The 22020-nt window shown below is 63.6% G+C and carries 21 protein-coding genes; 12 read left to right on the forward strand and 9 right to left on the reverse strand.

What is annotated here, in order from left to right; translation table 11 throughout:
• Nucleotides 1–7: 7 nt before the first annotated feature.
• Together mutY and FJ974_RS24230 are read left to right on the forward strand one after the other, a co-directional pair.
• The gene (gene mutY / locus FJ974_RS24225) at nt 8–1147 is read left to right on the forward strand and encodes an A/G-specific adenine glycosylase (RefSeq protein ID WP_140532501.1); all 1140 of its coding nucleotides are present in this window, start codon (nt 8–10) and stop codon (nt 1145–1147) included.
• Nucleotides 1140–1751, forward strand: a complete 612-nt coding sequence (locus FJ974_RS24230) for an HAD family hydrolase (protein WP_140532499.1) — start codon at nt 1140–1142, stop codon at nt 1749–1751. The genes mutY and FJ974_RS24230 overlap by 8 nt, the downstream gene beginning before the upstream one ends.
• Before the next feature lie 44 nt (nt 1752–1795).
• On the opposite strand, the gene FJ974_RS24235 is transcribed toward FJ974_RS24230, so the two are convergent.
• The gene (locus tag FJ974_RS24235; RefSeq protein ID WP_140532497.1) at nt 1796–2929 is read right to left on the reverse strand and encodes a site-specific DNA-methyltransferase; all 1134 of its coding nucleotides are present in this window, start codon (nt 2927–2929) and stop codon (nt 1796–1798) included.
• A gap of 170 nt (nt 2930–3099) precedes the next feature.
• Here FJ974_RS24235 and FJ974_RS24240 point away from each other — a divergent pair, with 170 nt between their 5' ends.
• Complete coding sequence (locus FJ974_RS24240; protein WP_140532495.1) at nt 3100–3789, forward strand: HAD family hydrolase; 690 nt, start codon at nt 3100–3102, stop codon at nt 3787–3789.
• A gap of 85 nt (nt 3790–3874) precedes the next feature.
• Here FJ974_RS24240 and FJ974_RS24245 read toward each other — a convergent pair whose 3' ends face one another.
• The gene (locus tag FJ974_RS24245; protein WP_140532494.1) at nt 3875–5302 is read right to left on the reverse strand and encodes a right-handed parallel beta-helix repeat-containing protein; all 1428 of its coding nucleotides are present in this window, start codon (nt 5300–5302) and stop codon (nt 3875–3877) included.
• Between the two features lie 165 nt (nt 5303–5467).
• On the opposite strand from FJ974_RS24245, the gene FJ974_RS24250 reads away from it, so the two are divergent.
• Nucleotides 5468–6586, forward strand: a complete 1119-nt coding sequence (locus FJ974_RS24250) for an acyltransferase family protein (RefSeq protein WP_181177067.1) — start codon at nt 5468–5470, stop codon at nt 6584–6586.
• A 205-nt stretch (nt 6587–6791) separates the two neighbouring features.
• On the opposite strand, the gene FJ974_RS24255 is transcribed toward FJ974_RS24250, so the two are convergent.
• Complete coding sequence (locus tag FJ974_RS24255; protein WP_140532490.1) at nt 6792–7253, reverse strand: cupin domain-containing protein; 462 nt, start codon at nt 7251–7253, stop codon at nt 6792–6794.
• Nucleotides 7254–7362: 109 nt separating this feature from the next.
• Here FJ974_RS24255 and FJ974_RS24260 point away from each other — a divergent pair, with 109 nt between their 5' ends.
• Entirely contained in the window at nt 7363–8925 is a 1563-nt protein-coding gene (locus tag FJ974_RS24260; RefSeq protein ID WP_140532488.1) for a winged helix-turn-helix domain-containing tetratricopeptide repeat protein, read from the forward strand.
• Between the two features lie 26 nt (nt 8926–8951).
• Here the strand turns inward: FJ974_RS24260 and FJ974_RS24265 are convergent, their stop codons facing one another.
• Complete coding sequence (locus tag FJ974_RS24265; protein WP_140532486.1) at nt 8952–9689, reverse strand: hypothetical protein; 738 nt, start codon at nt 9687–9689, stop codon at nt 8952–8954.
• A 128-nt stretch (nt 9690–9817) separates the two neighbouring features.
• On the opposite strand from FJ974_RS24265, the gene thrC reads away from it, so the two are divergent.
• The 4 genes from thrC to FJ974_RS24285 are packed head-to-tail and all read left to right on the forward strand — an operon-like array spanning nt 9818 to nt 16026.
• Nucleotides 9818–11215, forward strand: coding sequence for a threonine synthase (gene thrC, locus FJ974_RS24270; RefSeq protein WP_140532484.1), 1398 nt, complete (start codon nt 9818–9820; stop codon nt 11213–11215).
• 14 nt (nt 11216–11229) lie between these two features.
• Nucleotides 11230–12522: a M16 family metallopeptidase gene (locus FJ974_RS24275; RefSeq protein WP_140532482.1), complete on the forward strand. Its 1293-nt coding sequence runs from the start codon at nt 11230–11232 to the stop codon at nt 12520–12522.
• 15 nt (nt 12523–12537) lie between these two features.
• A complete protein-coding gene (locus FJ974_RS24280) occupies nt 12538–13134 on the forward strand; it encodes a GNAT family N-acetyltransferase (RefSeq protein ID WP_140532480.1) in 597 nt (198 codons plus the stop codon).
• 3 nt (nt 13135–13137) lie between these two features.
• The gene (locus tag FJ974_RS24285) at nt 13138–16026 is read left to right on the forward strand and encodes an EAL domain-containing protein (protein WP_140532478.1); all 2889 of its coding nucleotides are present in this window, start codon (nt 13138–13140) and stop codon (nt 16024–16026) included.
• An 11-nt stretch (nt 16027–16037) separates the two neighbouring features.
• Here FJ974_RS24285 and FJ974_RS24290 read toward each other — a convergent pair whose 3' ends face one another.
• Nucleotides 16038–16646: a YqgE/AlgH family protein gene (locus tag FJ974_RS24290; RefSeq protein WP_140532476.1), complete on the reverse strand. Its 609-nt coding sequence runs from the start codon at nt 16644–16646 to the stop codon at nt 16038–16040.
• A gap of 126 nt (nt 16647–16772) precedes the next feature.
• On the opposite strand from FJ974_RS24290, the gene FJ974_RS24295 reads away from it, so the two are divergent.
• The 3 genes from FJ974_RS24295 to FJ974_RS24305 all read left to right on the forward strand — a co-directional run bounded on the left by FJ974_RS24295 (nt 16773) and on the right by FJ974_RS24305 (nt 18625).
• Nucleotides 16773–17579 (forward strand): protein-disulfide reductase DsbD domain-containing protein, encoded by an 807-nt coding sequence (locus FJ974_RS24295; protein ID WP_140532474.1) that lies wholly within the window; start codon nt 16773–16775, stop codon nt 17577–17579.
• 84 nt (nt 17580–17663) lie between these two features.
• A complete protein-coding gene (locus FJ974_RS24300) occupies nt 17664–18146 on the forward strand; it encodes a peroxiredoxin (RefSeq protein ID WP_140532472.1) in 483 nt (160 codons plus the stop codon).
• Nucleotides 18146–18625 carry a DUF2938 domain-containing protein gene (locus FJ974_RS24305; protein WP_140532470.1) on the forward strand — a complete coding sequence of 160 codons (480 nt, stop codon included), beginning with the start codon at nt 18146–18148 and terminating at the stop codon, nt 18623–18625. The genes FJ974_RS24300 and FJ974_RS24305 overlap by 1 nt, the downstream gene beginning before the upstream one ends.
• Here FJ974_RS24305 and rnhA read toward each other — a convergent pair.
• The 4 genes from rnhA to FJ974_RS24325 all read right to left on the reverse strand — a co-directional run bounded on the left by rnhA (nt 18619) and on the right by FJ974_RS24325 (nt 22011).
• Nucleotides 18619–19146: a ribonuclease HI gene (gene rnhA, locus FJ974_RS24310; protein WP_140532468.1), complete on the reverse strand. Its 528-nt coding sequence runs from the start codon at nt 19144–19146 to the stop codon at nt 18619–18621. The two genes, FJ974_RS24305 and rnhA, sit on opposite strands and share 7 nt — an antisense overlap.
• A gap of 18 nt (nt 19147–19164) precedes the next feature.
• Nucleotides 19165–20127 carry a homoserine kinase gene (locus tag FJ974_RS24315; protein WP_140532466.1) on the reverse strand — a complete coding sequence of 321 codons (963 nt, stop codon included), beginning with the start codon at nt 20125–20127 and terminating at the stop codon, nt 19165–19167.
• Between the two features lie 6 nt (nt 20128–20133).
• Nucleotides 20134–21138 (reverse strand): 4-hydroxy-3-methylbut-2-enyl diphosphate reductase, encoded by a 1005-nt coding sequence (ispH, locus tag FJ974_RS24320; protein ID WP_140532464.1) that lies wholly within the window; start codon nt 21136–21138, stop codon nt 20134–20136.
• Nucleotides 21139–21273: 135 nt separating this feature from the next.
• The gene (locus tag FJ974_RS24325; protein ID WP_413468365.1) at nt 21274–22011 is read right to left on the reverse strand and encodes an SURF1 family protein; all 738 of its coding nucleotides are present in this window, start codon (nt 22009–22011) and stop codon (nt 21274–21276) included.
• Between the last annotated feature and the right edge of the window lie 9 nt (nt 22012–22020).

Consider the following 22020-nt stretch of genomic DNA (forward strand, 5'->3'; position numbering starts at 1 on the left):
GCGATCAATGGCACCGCAAGACCAGACCCGCAAGACCATAACCGAACAGGCCGGACCCGGAGATATCTCCTCCCGCCTGCTTGCCTGGTACGACGCGCATCACCGCGACCTGCCCTGGCGCGTCACGCCCGGCGCGCTGGCGCGCGGAACGATGCCAGATCCCTACCGCGTCTGGCTGTCCGAGGTGATGCTGCAGCAGACCACGGTCGAGGCGGTGAAAGCCTATTTCCGGACCTTCGTCGAGAAATGGCCTACCGTCGACGCGCTGGCGGCGGCATCCGCCGAAGACGTCATGAAGGCCTGGGCCGGGCTCGGCTACTATTCCAGGGCGCGCAACCTCAAGGCCTGCGCCGATCTCGTCGCACGGCAGTGCGGCCGCTTTCCCGATACCGAAACCGGCCTGAGGGAGTTGCCGGGCATCGGCGCCTATACGGCGGCGGCAATCGCGGCGATCGCCTTCGACCGGCCGGCGGCCGTCGTCGACGGCAATGTCGAGCGGGTCGTGTCGCGGCTCTATTCGATCGAAACGCCGCTCAGCGAGGCAAAACCGGAAATCCGCGCGCTGGTCGAAAAGCTCGTGCCGCGAGCGAGGCCCGGCGACTTCGCCCAGGCGATGATGGACCTTGGCGCCACGATCTGCACGCCGAAACGGCCACGCTGCATGCTGTGCCCGGTGCGCGAGGATTGCAGCGCCATCCTCTTGGGCGAGCCCGAGTGCTTCCCGGTACGCCTGCCGAAGGACGACAAGCCGCTCAGACGCGGCGCCGCCTTCGTTGCCGAGCGCGGCGACGGCGCCATCCTTTTGCGCAAGCGGCCGGACAAGGGCCTGCTCGGTGGCATGACGGAAGTGCCCACCACCGCCTGGACGGCAAGAATCGACGGCGCGACCACCGATGCTGCAGCGCCCTTCCCTGCCGAATGGCGGCGCGCCGGGCGCATCGGCCACGTCTTCACCCATTTCGCGCTCGAACTCGAAGTCTTTCATGCCCACATCAAAGGTGATGCGCCGGGCGGGCATTTCTGGTCGCTGGCCCATGAAATTTCCGGGGAAGCGCTGCCCACCGTCATGAAAAAGGTAATCGAGGCGGCGATACCGGGCGCGACGAAGAAACCGTCACCATCAGGTGCAAAGAGGCCCCATGACTGAAATCCGCCACATCGTTTTCGACATCGGCAAGGTGCTGGTCCACTACGACCCCAACCTGCCGTTCAGCCGGCTCATTCCTGACGAGACGGAGCGCAAATGGTTCTTCGACAATGTCTGCACCAGCGCTTGGAACATCGAGCAGGACCGTGGCCGCACCTGGGAAGAGGCCGAAGCGCTGTTGATCGCGGAGCATCCAGATCACGCGGAAAACATTCGCAATTTCCGCCGCCATTGGCATGAAATGGCACCGCACGCTTATGATGACAGTGTTGCCGTCATGGAGAAGCTGATCGACACCGGTCACGACGTGACGCTGCTGACCAACTGGGCCGCCGACACATTCATCGAGGCCCGCGGCCGCTTTCCATTCCTGGACCGCCCGCGCGGCATAACCGTGTCTGCCGAGATCGGCCTGATCAAGCCGGATCGCGCCATCTACGATCATCACGCCGCCGCATTCGGCCTTGAACCATCCGCCACGCTGTTCATCGACGACAGCCAGAAAAATGTCGACGGCGCCAGGGCCGCCGGCTGGCAGGCGGTGCTGTTCACCGACGCCAACACGCTTAAAGCGGATCTTGAGCAGCTTGGAATTTCGGCTTGAGTTGAATCGCTTGCGGCGATCCGTTGATTCAAAACCTTAATGGATCAGGCGCCTGCCCGCTCCATGCCGAGGCGGGCGATGCGGCGCAGCTCGTCGATCGGGGTCAGGCCGCCGCTGCGCTCATAGTGCCAGAAAGTCCAGCCATTGCAGGCGTCAAGGCCCTGCACTTCGGCGCCGATCTTGTGGATCGAGCCGGCGCTGTCGCCGATCGCCAGCGTGCCGTCGGCGCGCACCTTGGCCGCCCAGCGCTTCTTGGCGTCGTAAAGCGTGGCGCCCGGCGCCATCAGGCCGGTGTCGATCAGGCTGATGAAGGCGACGCGCGGCTCGGCGCGCTTGCCGGAAAGCACGGTGAGATCGGCGCCTTCCAGCGGGCGAACGGCGGCGATGCGCTCATTGGCGGCGTCGATATAGCCCTGCTCGCGCTCGATGCCGACGAAGTGGCGGCCGAGGCGCCTGGCGACAGCGCCCGTAGTGCCCGAGCCGAAGAAGGGGTCAAGCACGACGTCGCCCGGCCTGGTCGAAGCCATCATGATGCGGGCGAGCAGCGCTTCCGGTTTCTGCGTCGGGTGCAGCTTGTTGCCGTTCTCGTCCTTCAGGCGCTCGCCGCCGGTGCAGATCGGAAACAGCCAGTCGGAGCGCATCTGCAGATCGTCGTTCGACGCCTTCAGCGCTTCATAATTGAACGTGTAGCCCTTGGATTTCTGGTCGCGCGAGGCCCAGATCATCGTTTCATGCGCGTTCTGGAAGCGGCGGCCTCGGAAATTCGGCATCGGGTTGGTCTTGCGCCAGACGATATCGTTGAGCAGCCAGAAGCCCAGATCCTGCATCCTGGCGCCGACGCGGAAGATGTTGTGATAGGAGCCGATGACCCAGATGGTGCCGTTCGGCTTCAGCACGCGGCGCGCCGCCAGCAGCCAGGCGCGGGTGAAGGCGTCGTAAGCCTCAAAACTCTCGAACTGGTCCCACTCGTCGTCGACGGCGTCGACCTTCGACTGGTCGGGCCGGTGCAGGTCGCCGTCGAGCTGCAGATTGTAGGGCGGGTCGGCGAAGATGACGTCGATCGACTTTTCCGGCAGCCGGTCGAGGGCTGCGACGCAATCACCCTTGAGGATCGTATCCAGCCATTCGGACTGCTGGGGGGCGTGGGAAAGCTCGTCGAGAAGACGCACGGCAGACATTTATGACACCCAAGGCACGCGTTACGGTTACTATCCGTTATGGTTACCGATCAGCGTAAACATTCGGTGAAGGTGGCGCCTCGTCAACCGCGGTTTGCGAAGACGGGCCCGTTGGTGTATGCCGCGCCCGCCTGAACTATCAGGCCATTTCTCCCGCGTTCCGGATCGCCATGCCCCAGCCAGACCTTGTCATCTTCGATTGCGACGGCGTGCTCGTCGATTCCGAAATCCTCGCCGCACGTGTCGAGGCCGAGCTTCTGACCTCGGCGGGTTACGAGATCTCGGCGGAAGAGATTTCCGAGACCTATGCCGGGCTGACCTTCAAGGACATCCTGATGCGGATCGAGGAGAAATCGAAAATCCCGTTCCAGGCCTCGCTGATCGACCGCGCCGAAGACCTCGTCGATCGCAAGCTGCGCAGCGATGTGCGCATCATCGACGGCGCGCGCGAGGCGGTGGCGTCCGTGACAGCGCCACGCGCCGTCTGCTCCAACTCGCGCACCGAACGCATTGAATTCATGCTGGACAAGGTGCGGCTGCTGCCGTTCTTCGCCGGCCGCATTTTTTCGGGGCTCGACATCCCCAGCAAGAAGACCAAGCCAGCGCCCGACGTGTTCCTGTTCGCCGCCGAAAAGCTCGGAGTCAACCCGAAGAACACTTTCGTCATCGAAGATTCCGTGCACGGCATCACCGGCGCCAGGGCGGCGGGCATGCGCGTCATCGGCTTCACCGGCGCCGGCCATAGCTATCCCGGCCATGCCGATGCGCTGACCGAGGCCGGCGCCGAAACAGTCATCCGCCGCTGGGCGGAACTCAGCGGCACGATTGCCGCGCTGTCGGAGTGGTCGGAAGAAGCTTGAGAACGGTGCCGCGAGCCCCGGTATGATGCCGTCGGCTCGCTCATAGTCGTCTTCCGCCAAACGCGATTGGCTCGGCAATTTTTCCTCAGTTGCTCAACAGCCGAGTCCAATTGCCACTGCCAGTGCAGAAATAAGTGGCGATTTTTCCTGTCGCCTGTGCGACGCCGGTTGCGCTCGCAACTCCATTGATCGTGTTCGGGCTGGTGCCAAACACCTGGATGGTGTTCGCGCCAAGATTGGCGACCGTCTGCTGTCGGCCAGGCACACAGGGACCAAGTTTCACCGAAGCCGCAGCGGCCGAAGCGGTCGAGACCGTGTTGACGGTCGCGGTCAACTGTGTCGCGCTGGCCTGGCCGCCTGATGCAAAGGCGGTGATACCCGTAACGGTGTTGCCTGTGTCGGCAATATCGTTCACGCCAGAGACGTTGTAGCCGCTGGTCGGCTCAGGACCCTCCACCGCTGCCGTGGTGAATGAGCCAGTCGGGTTAGTCGTGGAGTTGAACAGTCCCGCCGTTGCAAAGCCCGATATCGTCACGTTCGTGCTCGGCGTGCCGCTATCGTAGGAAAAAACATAAGCCGGCGTGTAAGTGCCCGCACCGCCATCGTCCCGACCGACAAGGCTAAGACCGCCAGTAATGCTCACATTCTTCGCACCGCTCATGTAGACTTGCGCATTCTGGTCGACGGCAACGTTGTTGCGCCCATTGCGGGCGAAGACACTGTTCGAGATGGTGAAGCCGGTCACGCCGTCCAGGCGGATGCCAGCCTTGCAGTTTCGGTCGAAGATACTGTTGGAAATGCTGTTGTTGTTCGTGCCGCCATAACTCTGAATACCATAGCCCTGATTCCATTCGAACCGGCTGTTGACGATGGTGTTGGAGTTCGCGCCACCGCCGAGATAGATGCCGTCGCCGCTGTTGTTGGCGAAATCGGCGTTGACGATGAGCGAGTCAGTTGGATTTGAAATCCCACGCTGATTGCTGCCGAACGTGGTGTCGATGATGTGCGCTTCCGTGGTGTAAGTGCTACCTGCCATGTCACCGAGGCCAGCCGCGCAGTCCACCACCGTAGTGCCTTGGATGGTGAGTTGGAAACTGCCGCCGGAAATACCATTGATGCCTGAACTCTTGCAGTCGATGAAGAGTCCATCGATCGCAGCGCTATTGCTGACTCCGCTGACGTTAATGAGGTTGGTGGAGCCGGCAACACCGACGAGGATCGGCCGCGTCGATGCGGTAGCTGCAGTCCGATCACCATACTCGACAGTGCCGAGGCCGATCAGGCGATTGCCGTTCTTCATCTGCACATCACCGACCGCATAGGTCTTGGCGGGGTCGACCCAGCAGATGACATTGTAGGTCAAGCAGAGGTTGAATGCCGCGGTATCGTTGGCGACGCCGTCACCAACCGCGCCGTAGTTGCTGACGTTGCCACTCGACGGTGTTGCCGATGCGGTCGCCATCATGCACAGGTAGAGCAACGCGGCGAGCACATGAGTTTTCTTATTGCGCACTAACGATCTCCTTTTGTCGGATGACGGGATTGAAGCGCGTTAAGTATTAATTCAACCACAGCTTGCGCAAGCAGCGAATCCCACCTACCCGTTTTTCGCATGGGCTTGGTCAAGAACGCTCCTCGCTATGATGCTCTCGACAGTTGGCGCGGCATTTGCGCCTGCATGGTCGCACTGTTCCATTTCGATGTTTTCAGCCACCTGACCTTCCTGCCTTTGGTCAGGCACGCTTACCTGTTCGTCGATTTCTTCTTCGTGCTCAGCGGTTTTGTCATTGCCGCCAACTATCGCTCGCGCCTCGCCGACGGATTCGGCGTCGGGCGCTTCATGGTCCTGCGCCTGGGGCGAATCTATCCGCTGCATGCGCTGACACTTCTGCTTTTCATTCCCATCGACGCGGCAAAGGATGGCATCGGCCCGAACCTGCTTCAGGCGGTCGTCACGAACGTATTTTTGCTGCAGGGTCTCGGCGTCAATCCACAGAACTGGCTGAACTTCGTCAGTTGGAGCATCAGCGCAGAGTTTGCTGCCTATGTCACCTTTGCCGTCGTAGTGACGAGGCTGGGGGCTGCCATGTGGCCCTGGCTGCTGCCGATTATTGCCGGCCCCGTCGTGATCGCCACGATGAGCCCGCACGGCATGGACACCACATATGACTATGGGCTGGTGCGCTGTCTGTATGGTTTCGCGATTGGTGTCGTCTGCTTCGACGTCCGGGAGCGGTTCCCTCTCCTGAAGCAACCACTATCGTCGGCGGCCGAGACGCTGCTGGAAGCGGCGATCTGCGCTTTGGCCGTGGGCTATGTCTCCGTCGCCGCGAGCAGCCTGCCGCTCTCCATCGGATCGCCGCTGATCTTTGCCTTGGTCGTGCTGGTGTTTGCGCGGGAGCGTGGCTCGGTCAGCGCCATGCTTACCGCTCCTTTCATGCTTTTCGTCGGCACGCTGACATATTCGATCTATATGCTGCATCCCCTGGTCAGGTCGCTCGTTCGAGCTGCCTTCCTGCTGGTTCAACGCGTGCTGCACACCGATTTGTTCATCCCGTACGCGCTGAACCCCGGCAACGAGCCGGCCCCGATCCTCTATCTGCACGGCTCGCTCTGGCTCGGCGACCTGCTGCAGGTCTCGATGCTTCTACTGACGATCCTGCTGTCGGTGGCGACATACCGCTTCGTCGAACGGCCGGGACGCGATTGGGCCAGGCGCCTGGCGCGGCGAGACAAGGCCGGCCCGCTCGCCTCGAGCGCACCGGCAAGGAAGGCCCCTGAGCACGCCGAAGCGTGAGCCGAGTCGCAATCGAAACGCCGGCGCCAAGGCTCGCGCCACAGCCAGCCGCGGCTAAAACAGGCGTGCGCCGGCATTGAAGGTTTTCCGCGCCGCTTGCCTCGCTTGGCCGACTTGGTTCTCGAAGGCGCTGTCCGGCGGCTCGTAGAAGCGACGTCCGAATACAGAAAGGCCAAAAGCTGACATCGAAGGTTGCGGACGAGGCCTACGTTCGTGTCGTCAACGTCGAGAGCTGATCGGTGTCGTAGCGGTTTCGCAGATCGGCGAGTGTTTTTGGATCCGGTGCGCCCTGCACGGCGAGTTTAGCGAGCTCTTCGAAATAATGCTCGTGGCCAGGCGGAGAAACGGTCATCAGCACGCGAGCCGGTTTGTCGCTGACATTCGTGATGTTGTGCGGCACTCCCGGCGGGATGAACAGATAGGTGCCGGGCGTGGCGCGGATTGTCTTGTCGCCGACATGCCACTCACACTCGCCTTCGAGCACGTAAAACGTCTCCTCCTGCACCCGGTGAACATGCCGCCCAGTGGCGAACTTGGGAGGGATCGTCCAGTCGAACATGCTCGTGTGCCTAGTGTTTTCCCCGGTGACAAGGAAGACCATGGGAAAACCACGCAGCATGACGCCCTTGCTCTCGTCGGGCATGCGGATGATGGCATCGGCGCTCATATGATCCTCCTCTGACTGGACGCCTGCTTCTGGGAAGCATTCGTGCAACATCGGCCGTCCATGCCGGAAAGTCGTGAATCCGTTGCCAAAAATTTGCTAAAAGTCTCCAATGACAGTCGGGGGCGACCTCTACCAGTTCGGCCCGTTTCGCCTCGATCAGGAGGCGGGCATTCTCTTTTGCGGCGCGGAGCCGACCATGCTTGGGCAGCGAGCCGTTGCGCTGCTGCGTCTGCTGATCCAGAACGCGGGCGTACCCGTGTCCAAGGACGCGCTGATCGAGGCCGGCTGGGGCGGAATGGCGGTTGCCGACAATAATCTGACGGTTCAGATCGCGGCCTTGCGCCGGGTACTGGCCGATGCAGCAAATGTCGACAGCTGGATCGAAACACTGCCGCGCCGCGGCTATCGCTATGTCGGACCGGCTGTCGCCACGAATGTTCCTGATGCCTCGGCCGCCGCCCGCGCCGCGTCGGCACCGACCTTGCCTGAAAAGCCCTCCGTCGCGGTCCTGCCGTTCTCGAACTTGAGCGGCGATCATGAGCAGGAGTACTTTGCCGACGGGATGGTCGACGACATCATCACAGGCCTGGCACGCATAAAATGGTTGTTCGTCATCGCGCGAAACTCGACCTTCACCTACAAGGGTCGCGCCGTGGACGTGAAGCAGGTCGGCCGCGAGCTTGGCGTTCGCTATGTCCTCGAAGGCAGCGTGCGCAAGGCTGGCGGCAGCGTGCGTGTAACCGGGCAGATGATCGATGCATCGACCGGTGTGCATATATGGGCCGAGCGCTACGACCGCAGTTCCGAAGACATCTTTGCGCTTCAAGACGAGATCGCGCTGTCGGCAGTGGGCGCGATTGCGCCGAGCCTGCGGAAAGCCGAAATCGAACGTGTCAGGCGCAAGCGCCCCGACAGTCTCGACGCTTACGATCTCGTGCTGCAGGCCCAGCCTGACGTCGATTCAGGTATGCCGGAGCAAGTGACCAGAGCGCTTGTGCTTCTTGACCGCGCGATCGCACTCGAACCAACCTATGCGCTGGCGCATGGCAACGCCGCGATGTGCCATCATTGCTTGTTCCTTCGCGCCGGCCTGCAGGAGGTCAACCGTGCGTCTTCGATCCGCCACGCCAGGTCGGCCATTGTCCATGGACAAGACGACGCGCTCGCCCTGACATGGGCCGGCTTTTCCATCGGAATGGATGCGCACGACCGCGCCGCCGCGTTCACGGCGTTAGAAGCCGCCCTCGCCATCAGCCCCTCATCGGCGCTGACCTACATTCTCGGCAGTGTCATTCTCGGGTGGAGCGGCGAAGCGGAGCGCGCGATAGAATGGAGCGAGCAGGGTATGCGGCTAAGCCCGTTCGATTCCTGGACCTGGGCCGCGTTCGATGCGCAGGCAATGAGCCATTTGCTGCGCGGCCGTTACGAAGAAGCTTGCCGTGCGGCTTACAAGTCCGTTCAAGCCAATCCGGCACATAGCATCACATATGTACAATTGGCCGCAGCGCTGGCCAAGCTTGGCCGATTGGAGGAAGCGAGGGCGGCCGCCGCTCGCGTAGTCGAGCTTCAGCCGGCCTTTCGCTACAGCCGCCAGTTTGCGGGCGTGAATTGCGCACCCGCGCTCGCAGAGGCTCTCGGCAGCGCGCTGAGGGCGACCGGATTGCCAGAGTAACCCCGACGCCCGGATAAGTCCACGCATCAGTTCGTGGCCGCCGCGGCGACCCGCTTCTTCCTTTTGCCCTTCGACTTGTCCGTGGCTGCCGGCGTGTTTTCATCGTAACCGGCATAGGCCTGGTAGTCCTGCGCGGCCGGCTCCGGCACCACGACATTGGAATCGGTGAAGACGAACTGCGTGGCGGCCGACGGATCGGTGACCTGCACCTGATATTGATGGATCTGCGAATAAAGCACATCGGTGCCGTGCTGAACCGCGACGCGGATCGGCATGGTGATGGTGCCTGGCGTGAACAGCGGTCCCGGCACGATCTTGCCGGCAACCGCGATCTTCATCGTCAGTTGGCCGTCGGCATGGCTGCAATCGCGCGTCACATCGGTAATCGAGGCCTGGTAGATGATCTTCGCCGGGTCCCGGTTGGGATCGATGGGCTGGCCGTTCGGCCCGGTCTGAGCGGCGGCAGCGTCGGCATCCTGCGTCGCATCGCCCTTCTTTTTCTTCGGCTTGGCGGTTGTGCCCTTGGCATAGGTGTTGAAGAAGGCGGTGCCGTCACGCAGCGTCACCCTCGGGCAGTAGGCGCGCAGCTGGGAGGCGAGCACCTTGGGGTCCTGCGGCGGCGGCGGCGCGGTCGGATCGGTCTTCTTGCCGAAGCCGAGGTTCAGGATGCCGTTGTCGCTCGATTGGCAGCCGGCGGCGGCAAGCATAAAGCCCGCAAGCGCCAGACCCGCGACAAGACGACGGTTGACCGAATAAAACGTCATGAACTGCACTTCCCTCTCACAAAGCCGGTGACGTATATCAACCGCGCGGCAAAAATGCGACTGAGCCGGCTCGGAAAATTAACCAATTTGCGGTGGATGAAACCGCCGGCAGCAATGGGCTTTTTGCGATGCAATATGTGAGTACACGCGGGGATGCGCCCGCGCTTGGATTTGCCGACGCGGTGCTGGCGGGACTGGCGCGCGACGGTGGGCTCTACGTGCCGCGCGAATGGCCGCAATTTTCGGCCGCCGACATCCGCGCCTTGCGGGGCCTCGCCTATCCGGACCTCGCCATCCGCGTGCTGACGCCGTTCCTCGGCGGCGAGATCGCCGGCCCGGTCTTCGAGCGGCTGGTGCGCGAAGCCTATGCCACCTTCCGGCATGAAGCCGTCTGCCCGCTGGTGCAGACCGGCCCCAACAGGTTCATCCTCGAGCTGTTCCATGGCCCGACGCTCGCCTTCAAGGATGTGGCGATGCAGCTGCTGGCGCGGCTGATGGACCATGTGCTTGCCGAACGCGGCCAGCGCGCGACGATCGTCGGCGCCACCTCGGGCGACACCGGCGGTGCGGCAATAGACGCTTTCGCCGGCCGGGATCGCACCGACATTTTCGTGCTGTTCCCGCATGGCCGTGTCTCGCCGGTGCAGCAGCGACAGATGACGACGTCGAGCGCGGCCAATGTCCATGCGCTGTCGATCGAAGGCAATTTCGACGACTGCCAAGGCCTGGTGAAGGACATGTTCAATGACCACGGCTTTCGCGACCGGGTGTCGCTGTCGGGAGTCAATTCGATCAACTGGGCCCGAATCATGGCCCAGATCGTCTATTATTTTTCGTCGGCGCTGTCGCTCGGCGCGCCCGATCGGCCCGTCTCCTTCACCGTGCCGACCGGCAATTTCGGCGACATTTTCGCGGGCTTCGCTGCCAAGAAAATGGGCCTGCCGGTCGAGCGGCTGATCATCGCCACCAACGACAACGACATCCTGGCGCGCACGCTGGCCAGCGGCGAATATCGCACCAAGGGGGTGTTCGCCACCACCTCGCCGTCGATGGACATCCAGGTATCGTCGAACTTCGAGCGCCTGTTGTTCGAGGCGGCTGGCCGCGATGCCGCGACGGTCAGGCGCTATATGGAGGGGCTCAAGCAGTCCGGCGCCTTCACCATAGAGGCCAGCGAAATGGCGCGGATCCGTGCCGAATTCGATGCAGGCCGCGCCAGCGTCGACGAGGTCGCCGCCACCATCCGCTCGACGCTTGCCGGGAGCAACTATCTGCTCGATCCGCACACGGCCGCTGCAATGCATGTGGCGGCTGGCCATGTCTCCGGCACTGTCCCCATGGTGGTGCTTGGCACCGCACATCCGGCCAAATTCCCGGCCGCGGTCGAGGCAGCCAGCGGCATCGCCCCGGCGCTCCCCGCGTGGCTGGGCGGCTTGATGACAGCCGGCGAAAAATACGCGACACTTCCATCCGAGTTGAAAATGGTGGAAGATTACGTGAGCCGCCACACGCGGGCGGCGCGTTAAGGAGTATTTGCCATATGGGTGTTGAGGTAAGCCGTCTGTCGAACGGCCTGACAGTCGCCACCGAAACCCTTCCAAGCCTCGAATCCGTTGCCCTTGGTGCCTGGGTCAAGTCGGGCGCCCGCAATGAACGCGACGAAGAGCATGGCATGGCCCATCTGCTCGAGCATATGGCGTTCAAGGGCACGAGCCGGCGCAGCGCCTTCGAGATCGCCTCGGAAATCGAGAATGTCGGCGGCGAGATCAACGCCGCCACCAGCGTCGAGACGACGTCCTATTACGCCAGGGTGCTGTCCGACGACGTGCCGCTGGCGGTCGATATCCTCGCCGACATCCTGCAGGAGTCCGAGTTCGACCCGGAAGAGCTGGAGCGCGAGCAGCATGTGATCCTGCAGGAGATCGGCGCTGCGCACGACACGCCCGATGATATCGTCTTCGACCGCTTCACCGAAACCGCCTTCCGCCACCAGACGATCGGCCGCTCCATCCTCGGCACGCCGGACACGGTCAAATCCTTCACCTCAAAACAGCTGCACGATTTCATCGAACGGCAATACGGCGCCGAGCGCATGGTGATCGTGGCGGCCGGCGACATCAAGCACGACAATTTCGTGCGCGAGGTCGAAAAGCAGCTCGGCGGCTTCCGCGCCAAGGCCAACAGCAACATCCCGCAATACGCGCAATATGTCGGCGGCGACTTCCGCGAGGACCGCGACCTGATGGACGCGCAGATCGTGCTCGGCTTCGAAGGCCGCGCCTATCACGTGCGCGACTTCTACGCCTCGCAGGTGCTGTCGATGATCCTTGGCGGCGGCATGTCGTCGAGGCTGTTCCAGGAGGTGCGCGAGAAGCGCGGCCTCTGCTATTCGGTCTATGCCTTCCACTGGGGTTTTTCCGACACCGGCGTTTTCGGCGTGCATGCCGCGACCGGGCAGAGCGATATCGCCAGGCTGGTCCCGGTCATCATCGACGAACTGCAGAAGGCCGGCGAAAGCATCCTGCAAGAAGAGCTCGACCGGGCGCGCGCGCAGTATCGCGCCGGCCTCATCATGTCCGCCGAGAGCCCGGCCAGCCGCGCCTCGCAGATCGCCAGGCAATTGCTTCTGTTCGGCCGGCCGATCGCCAAGGAGGAATTGATGGAGCGGCTGGCGGCGCTGACCGTCGAGCGGCTGACCGATCTGTCGTCACGGCTGTTCTCGACCAAGCCGACGCTCACCGCGGTCGGCCCCGTGGGCACGCTGGCGCCCTACGAGGCAATCCTCGATTCGCTTTCGGGCCCGCAGACGACGGCCCGCAAGCTCGCCGTCTAACCCTCTTCAAGCGCCGTGTTCGCACTCCCTTTCTTTCGCCGCGACCTGCCGGCACTGAAGGGCGACAAGGTCATGCTGCGCGTGCCGTTGACCAACGACTATCGCGAATGGTCGGCGGTGCGCGGCGAAAGCCGCGCATTCCTCGAGCCATGGGAACCGCGCTGGCAGCCGGACGAGCTCGACCGCAATGCCTGGCGGCTGCGCATCAGCCGCTACCGCGAGGACTATGCGCAGGGCACGGCCATCGCCTTTTTCATCTTCGAGAAATCGAGCGGCAAGCTTGCCGGCGGCATCACGCTGGGCAACATCCGCCATGGCGTCGCCCAAAGCGGCCATGTCGGCTACTGGATCGGCGAGCGCTTCGGCGGCCGCGGCCTGATGACCGAAGCGGTCAAGCTGGTGTCGCGCTTTGCCTTCGATACGCTGAGGTTGCACCGGATCGAAGCTGCCTGTATTCCCGACAACGCCCGGTCGATCCGCGTGCTTGAAAAAGCCGGATTCCGGCGCGAAGGACTTTTGCGATCCTATCTCAGGATCAACGGCATCTGGCAGGATCACTATCTCTACGCCCGGATCGCGGACGATCCGCCGGGCGATGGAACGAAGGGCTGATTTTTGACGAATTTCCCGCGAATCGCGTCGCTGCTCGCCCTTCTCCTGGCGCTCATCGTCACGTTTTCGGCAGCTGCGCCGGCGCTCGCCGTCGAGCCGATCAAGATCGCCCGCGACGACAAGGCGCTCGACCTCTCGGGCGCCGTCGAGATCTACCGGAACCAGGGCGAGAATTTCCAGGTCTCGACCGCACCTGGCCCCGACGGCATCGTGCGACGCATCGAGGTCGAGGCCAAGGACGCGCGCTCGACCGGCGACTGGGCGGTGTTCGCGCTCGCCAACACCACCGACCAGCAGCTCGACCGGCTGATCGTGGCGCCGCATTTCCGCTTGGTGAATTCCGGCATCTTCTGGCCGGACCTCGGCTCGACCCGCATCGCGGCGATCACGCCCAGCGAGGGCTTCGCGCTCGACCGCCAGACCAGCCCCGACGCAGACGTGTTCCGGGTGACGCTGAACCCCGGCACGGTGATCACCTTCATTGCCGAGCTCGCCTCGCCGAAACTGCCGCAGGTCTATCTGTGGGACCCTGAATCCTACAAGGACTCGGTCAACTCCTACACGCTGTTTCGCGGCATCGTCATCGGCATCGCCGGGCTGCTGGCGCTGTTCCTGACCATCCTGTTCGTGGTCAAGGGAACCTCGATGTTCCCGGCCACAGCCGCGCTCGCCTGGGCGGTGCTGGCCTATATCTGCGTCGATTTCGGCTTCCTCAACAAGATCATCGAGATATCGCCGGGCAATGAGCAGATGTGGCGGGCGGGAACGGAGGTGGCGTTGGCCGGCACCTTCGTGGTGTTCCTGTTCGCCTATCTCAACCTCAACCGCTGGCATGGCCATTTCAGCTACGGCGCGCTGGTCTGGATCCTCGGGCTGCTCTTGATCGCCGGCGTCGCCATCGTCGATCCGGCGGTCGCCGCCGGCATCGCCCGCATCTCCTTTGCCGCCACCGCGCTCACAGGGCTCGGGCTCATCATTTTCCTCGGCATACGCGGCTATGACCGTGCGATCATGCTGGTGCCGAGCTGGGTGATGGTGCTTCTGTGGCTGTGCGGGTCGTGGATGGCGATCACCGGCATGCTCGACAACGACATAGCCCAGCCGGCGCTGGGCGGCGGCCTGATCCTGATCATCCTGCTCATCGGCTTCACCGTCATGCAGCACGCCTTTGCCGGCGGCGCGCTGCATCAGGGCCTGTTCTCCGACCTCGAACGCCAGGCGCTAGCGGTTGCCGGGTCCGGCGACACTGTCTGGGACTGGGACGTGCTGCGCGACCGCGTGGTGACCAAGCCGGATGTGAGCCTGCAGCTTGGCCTTGCCCCCAACAGCCTCGGCGGGGCGGCCCGCAACTGGCTGCCGGTGCTGCATGCCGACGACCGCGACACGTTCCGTACCACGCTCGACGTGGTGCTCGAACACCGCCGCGGCCGCGTGGCGCAGAATTTCCGCCTGCGCGGCGCCGACGGCCACTATCACTGGTTCTCGCTGCGCGCCCGCCCGGTGATCGGATCGGACGGCGAAGTGATCCGCTGCGTCGGCACCATGGTCGATGTCACCGAGCAGAAGAAGTCCGAGGAGAGGCTGCTGCACGACGCCGTGCACGACAATCTCACCGGCCTGCCGAACCGCGAATTGTTCATGAACCGGCTCGAGGCGATCATCTCGATCGCCCGCACCGAAGACAAGGTGCGCCCGACCGTCTTCGTCATCGACATCGACCGCTTCAAGCAGGTCAATGACGGGCTCGGCATCTCGGCCGGCGACACCATTCTCTTGACCATCGCGCGCCGGCTGCACCGGCTGCTGAAGCCCAAGGATTCGCTGTCGCGCTTTGCCGGCGACCAGTTCGCGCTGATGCTCTTGTCGGAGCAGGACCCGGCCCGCATCGCCGGCGTGGCCGACGCCATCAAGCATGCGATCAACAACCCGATCACCTTCGCCAAGCGCGAGATCGTGCTCACCGCCTCGATCGGGCTGATCACCTGGACGACGGCGCAGACCTCGGCCGAAGACATGGTCAAGGATGCCGAGCTTGCCATGCACCAGGCCAAGCGCTTCGGCGGCGACAGGATCGAGCCGTTCCGGCCCGCCTTCCGCACCGTCGGCACCGACCGGCTGCAGTTCGAATCGGACCTGCGCCGCGCCATCGAGCGGCGCGAGTTCACGCTCGCCTACCAGCCGATCGTGCGGCTGGAGGACGGCAGCGTCGCCGGCTTCGAAGCGTTGCTGCGCTGGGACCATCCGCGGCGCGGCATGATCCCGCCCGGGGATTTCATTCCGGTGGCCGAGAATTGCGGGCTGATCGTGCAGCTCGGCCTGTTCGCCATGCAGCAGGCGGCCGAGGATCTGGCGACCTGGCAAAAGCAGATCGGCGACGCGCCGCTGTCGGTCTCGGTCAACCTTTCCAGCCGCCAGCTCATCCGCCGCGACCTGGTCAGCGACGTGCGCTCGGTCATCGCGCGCGCCAATCTGAAGCCGCGCTGCTTCCGGCTCGAGCTCACCGAATCGCTGGTGATGGACAATCCCGAGCAGACCTCGCATGTGCTGACCAAGCTCAAGCAGCTCGGCATCGGGCTGTCGCTCGACGATTTCGGCACCGGCTATTCGTCGCTCTCCTACCTGACGCGCTTCCCCTTCGACACGATCAAGATCGACAAGAGCTTCGTCGACGACGCGACGCCGAAGCGTGCGGTGCTGCTCAAATCCATGGTCAATATGGCGCATGAGCTCGGCCTGTCGGTGGTTGCCGAAGGCATCTCCGACGAGAGCGATGCGCTGGAATTGCGTCAGATGGGCTGCGAATATGTGCAGAGCTTCATGTTCGGCGCGCCGATGCCCGGCGACCAGGTGCTGAGGACGCTGAAGGAGCAGTATCCGCTTACGCAGGCATAACCGGCTTGGAATCAGGCGTGGCCGGCGGCTGCGCTCAAATGAGCGAGGTCGATGCCGATCGAGGCCAGGATGCGGTCGTATTTGCGCTCGATATCGGTGTCGAACAAAAGCTCAGGCGTGGCCGCGCAGGTCAGCCAGCCGTTCTCGGCGATCTCGCTTTCGAGCTGGCCGGCGCCCCAGCCGGCATAGCCGAGCGCCATCAGCGCATGGCGGGGGCCGCGGCCGGTCGAGATGGCGCGCAATATGTCGACCGTGGCGGTGAGGCAGATGTCGTCGGAGACGTTGAGCGAGGACTCCACCCGATAGTCCCCGGAATGCAGCACGAAGCCGCGGCTGCGGTCCACGGGTCCGCCATTGCGCACGACGAAGTCGCGGGTTTGCGCCGGCAGGCGGATCGCCTCCTGCTCGTTCATGATGCCGAGCTGGACCAGCAGGTCAGGAAACAGCATCTGCTGCGTCTGGTTGATGATGAGGCCCATCGCGCCCTCGTCGCTGTGAGCGCAGATGTAGATGACCGAGCGCGTGAAGCGATCATCCTTCATGCCGGGCATGGCAATCAGGAACTGGTCGTCGAGGAAGCCGCGTCCAGCGGCTGGCTTCTTGTGGCGCAATAAGTCCATAACGGGAGGGTAACCCGTTTCGGCGCCGCCGAAAAGATGGTGCCGGTGCCCGATGTCACGCAAATATGATACCGGCCTGATCATGAAATCATTGCGCGGCCAAGAACGGACGATCAAATCACCGCCATGCGAAGCTTGAACATACTGGCGCTAGGCGCACTCCTCGGGTTGGGAGCCGGCATGCCGGCCGAGGCCTCGTCCTCGAATTGGTATAACAGCGAAGGCGGCAAGGTTCGGCTGGTGACCAGCGGCAAGCCGGACGAGCAAGGTCAAATCCACGGGGTGCTCGACATCGCGCTGAAGCCCGGCTGGAAGACCTATTGGCGCGACCCCGGCGATGCCGGCGTGCCGCCACAGCTCGACATCTCGGCCAGCACCAACATCGCCGATGCCCGGCTGTCGTTTCCGCCGCCGCGGCGCCACGATGACGGCTACGGCAAATGGGCCGGCTATGACCGTCCGGTGTCGCTGCCGGTGACCTTCACGCTATCGGCGCCCGGCCAGCCGGCCACCATCGATGCCGACATCTTCCTCGGCATATGCGAGACGATCTGCATCCCGGTGCAGACGCGGCTGAGCGTCGATCCTGCTGCCGATCCGGACAACGCCACGGACACCGCATTGGTCAAGACGGCGCTCGCAACCCTGCCGGCGCCGGCGCGGTCCGATTTCGGCATCCATGTGCTGCCGGGCGACCACGAGACGCTTGTCGTGGAGGCGTACTCGCCAGGCGATCCGAATAGCGTTGATTTCTTCGTGGCCGGCGAGCGCGACTATATGTTCGGCGCGCCGGTGCGCACCGAGCGGGATGGCAAGATAGTATTCACGGTGCCGATCCTCGACCGGCCGTCGGCCACGCCCACGGATGGCGGGCTCTACTATACGCTGACCAGCGCCGAGGGTTCGGTCGACGGACTGCTGCCTTTCCCTTGATCCAGGGTTGGTCAAAGGTTGCGGGAAATCGTCCGGTCCGCTATCGCAGGCTTCAATCCTTCCCCATTCCCCAGCGAGGACCCCATGACCATTTCGGTTGGCGAAAAACTACCCGACGCGACCTTCAAGGTGATGACCGCCGACGGCGCAAAGCCGATCACCTCGGCCGAAATCTTCGCCGGCAAGAAGGTCGTTCTGTTCGGCGTTCCCGGCGCCTTCACGCCGACCTGCAGCAACAACCACCTGCCGGGCTATCTTGAGAACCATGACGCCATCCTGGCGCGCGGCGTCGACACCATCGCCGTCGTCTCGGTCAACGATGTCCACGTGATGGGCGCCTGGGCGCGCTTCACCGGCGGCGAGGGCAAGATCCTCTATCTGGCCGACGGCAGCGGCGACTTCGCCAAATCGGTCGGGCTCGACAACGACCTTTCGGCAAGCGGCATGGGACTGCGCTCGAAGCGCTTTTCTATGATAGTCGACGACGGCAAGGTCGTGGCGCTCAATGTCGAAACCAAGCCTGGTGTCGACGAGAGCGGCGCGGCCAAGATCCTCGAGCAGCTCTGATGCTCGACATCGTCTGGCGTGCGGTGGCGATCGGCATCGGCGCCACGGTGTTCATGGATGTCTGGGCGATTTTTCTCAACAAGGCATTCGGCCTGCCTCGGTCGAATTGGGGGCTGGTCGGGCGCTGGGTCCGGCACCTGCCGGAGAAGATCTTCCACGATGACATCGGCAAGGCAGCACCCTATGCGCATGAGAAGGCGCTGGGCTGGGCCTTTCACTATCTGGTCGGTATCGTCTACGGCGTGATCCTGGTCATGCTCGCGGGAGCGGGCTGGCTCGCCGCGCCGACCTTCCTGCCGGCCTTCATCCTCGGCATCGTCACCGTCGGCGCCGGCTGGTTCCTGCTGGCGCCGGGCCTGGGCGCCGGCTGGGCGGCATCCAAACTGCCCAACCCGATGCTGGTCCGCGCGCTCAACCTCATCTCGCACACGGTGTTCGCGCTCGGCCTATTCTCGACGGCGCTGGTGATCCGTCAGTAGCTCTGCGTCGAACGCCTGGGCGCCGGTTTGCGCGCCGACGCGCGGCCTTCCTTGGGCGCCGTCGTGACCGGCACGGATCGTACCGGCTTGAACGGTGCCATGCCTTGCCTTGCCAGCTCGTCGGCGCGCTCATTCTCGGGATGGCCGGCATGGCCCTTCACCCAGTGCCAGATGATCTTGTGGCGCCTGGTGGCCTCGTCCAGCGCCTGCCACAGTTCGCCGTTCTTGACCGGCTTCCTGTCGGCGGTCTTCCAGCCGTTCTTCTTCCAGCCATGGATCCATTTGGAAATGCCGTCCATGACGTATTTGCTGTCGGTGTAAAGGTCGACCGTGCAGGGTTCCTTCAACGCATCGAGCGCGGTGATGGCGGCGAGCAATTCCATGCGGTTGTTGGTGGTCTCGGCCTCGCCGCCCGATAATTCCCTGGTGGCGCCGTTGTAGCGCAGCACGGCGCCCCAGCCGCCTGGGCCGGGATTGCCCGAGCAGGCGCCATCGGTGAAAATTTCGACGCTCTTGTTCATGTCAGCGCATATTCCCGTTCATGTCAGTCCATATTCCGAAGCAGATTTGATCGCCCGGTGGAAGCGCATCCTGCGGATATATTCGGTCGGATCGCGTTTCATGACCAGGCCGCCGTCGGGAATGGTCAGCCAGTCATAGAGCCTGGTCAGCATGAAGCGCAGCGCCGAGCCGCGCGCCAGCATCGGCAGCGCCGCCTTCTCGTCGCCTTCGAGCGGCCGCACGGACTGGTAGCCGGCAAGCAGCGCCGTGCCCTTGGTGAGGTTGAAGGAAAAATCCTTCTCGAAGCACCAGGCATTGAGGCAGGTGGCGACATCATAGGCATAGAGGTCGTCGCAGGCGAAATAGAAGTCGATCAGGCCCGACAGCTTCTCGCCAAGGAAGAAGACATTGTCCGGGAAGAGATCGGCATGGATGATGCCTTGCGGCAGGCCTGTCGGCCAATCACGCTCGAAATCGAGGAAGTCAGCATCGACTTCGGCCGCCAACCCCGGCTCGACCTCGTCGGCGCGGCCGCGCGATGCGTCCCACAGTTTGCGCCAGCCATCGATGCCAAGTGAATTTTCTCTCTTCATCGGGAAGTCCTGGCCGGCCAGATGGAGTTCGGCCAGCGCCTTGCCGACCTCGCCGCAATGCGCCGCCGTCGGGCGCCTGAGCGACAGGCCCTCGAGAAAGGTGATGATAACCGCAGGCCGGCCGGCGAGTGTGCCGATGACGGTGCCGTCATGCGCGGTGACCGGAAGCGGGCAGGAAATGCCCTTTCTGGCGAGATGACCCATCAGGCCGAGGAAGAACGGCAAGTCCGCCTTGTCGACGCGCTTCTCGTAGAGCGTCAGGATATAGGAGCCGCTGGAGGCATGGACCAGGAAGTTGGAATTCTCGGTGCCTTCGGCGATGCCCTTGTAGGACAAGAGCTCGCCGACCGGATAGGCCTTCAGGAACGCGCCGAGCTCGTTTTCGTTGACGTCGGTGTAGACGGCCATCTGGCTTCACGCGGCTCCGTTGACGAAGGCCATGTCGGCCGCCGTCAGTTCGACATCGCGCAATACCCGCATCACCGGAAAGTCCTCCGTTTCCGTCGCCGTGACGGCCAGATCGATGGTGACGTCGAAGCGCTGCCGGAAGGCGTCGACGATTTCGTCGACGATGATTTCCGGCGCGGACGCGCCGGCCGACAGGCCCAATGTCGAAATGTCGGCGATGTCATTCCACGGAATTTCGGCGGCGCGCTGCACGAGAAGCGACATCGCAGCGCCGGCGCGCTCCGCCACTTCGACAAGGCGGCGCGAATTGGAGGAATTGGGCGCGCCGACGATCAGGAAGAGGTCGGCGCCGGCGGCCGTCTCCTTCACCGCCTCCTGGCGGTTGGTGGTGGCATAGCAGATCGATTCGGCGGCCGGAGCATGGAGTTCCGGAAAACGCTCCTGCAGCGCCCGGATGATGCCGGCGGTGTCCTCGACCGACAGCGTCGTCTGGGTGACGAAACCAAGGGCCGCCGGATCGGCGGGGACGAAGCGCGCGGCGTCCGCCTCGGTCTCGATCAGGGTCACCGCGCCTTCCGGCAATTGGCCCATCGTGCCGATCACTTCGGGATGGCCGGCGTGGCCGATCAGCAGCACATGGCGGCCGAGCCGCTGATGGCGCATCGCCTGCTTGTGCACCTTCGATACCAGTGGACAGGTGGCGTCGAGGTAGAAAAGATTGCGTGCCTGGGCGTCCGCCGGCACCGATTTCGGCACGCCGTGCGCTGAAAAGACGACCGGCGACTTCCGATGCTCAACCGGTATCTCGGACAGTTCCTCGATGAACACCGCGCCCAGGGCCTGCAGCCCCTCGACGACATAGCGGTTATGAACGATCTCGTGGCGAACATAGACCGGCGCGCCGTATTTCTTCAGCGCCAGCACGACGATCTGGATGGCGCGGTCGACGCCGGCGCAGAAGCCGCGCGGCTGGCAGAGCCTGATCGTCAGCGGTGGCTTTGTCTCAATCATGATTGTTGGCCGGTTCAGTCGGAAACTATCTGTTCGTTTTGACGCAATTCCGGACGGAAAACCGCTCACACTTTTCCTGGAATTGCTCAAGGCGAAATGATGCGCGTACCCCTGCCCTGTCAAGAGCGGCGGCCATCACCCTTTCTTCGCCGGGCGGCGCAGCCTGAGGATCAGGATGGCGGCAAGGGCGGCGGCCAGACCGTACCAGGTGACGGCATATTGCAGATGATTGTTCGGCAAATCGATGATGGTGACGCCGCCGACCGGCAGGCCGCCGGGGTTCGGCGTGTTGTCGGCATCAATGAAGAACGGCACCAGCATGGCGCCGGCCGGCAGGCCGGCGCTTTTGGCCATCGCGTCGCGATCCTTCCAATAGAAGATGTTCTTGGCGACGTCGTTGTCGGGAAGCATCATCGACGGCTTTCCCGGCAGCGGATTGCGGGCAAGCCCGGTCACCGTCACCTTGCCCGCAACCTCGCCCTGCCGGCGCCTGGCCGGATCCTTGAGGTCGTAGGGAACGAAGCCGCGATTGACCAGCACGAAGCGGCCGTCGTCGAGCTGCAAGGGCGTGTAGACGTTGAAGCCGGCGTCGCCTTCCCAGGTGGCGTAGAAATGCCGCTCGCCCTGATGCAGGAAGGTGCCGGTCACCGTCACCGGCGTGTAGTCGATGTCGCCCGAGGCGGCGAATTCCTTCTCCGCGTCGGCCAGCGGCAGCGGCGCGGCATGGGTGCGCCTGTCGATGGTCTCGATCAGGCCTTCCTTCCAGTGCAGACGCTGGACCTGCCAGGTGCCGAGACCGACAAGAATGGCGAACAGGACGAGGCCGAGGCCAAGCAGCAATGCAGGGCGCGGCCGCGACCGGCCGGCGGTCAAACCGGTCGT

This window comes from Mesorhizobium sp. B1-1-8 (assembly GCF_006442795.2).
Lineage (GTDB): Bacteria > Pseudomonadota > Alphaproteobacteria > Rhizobiales > Rhizobiaceae > Mesorhizobium.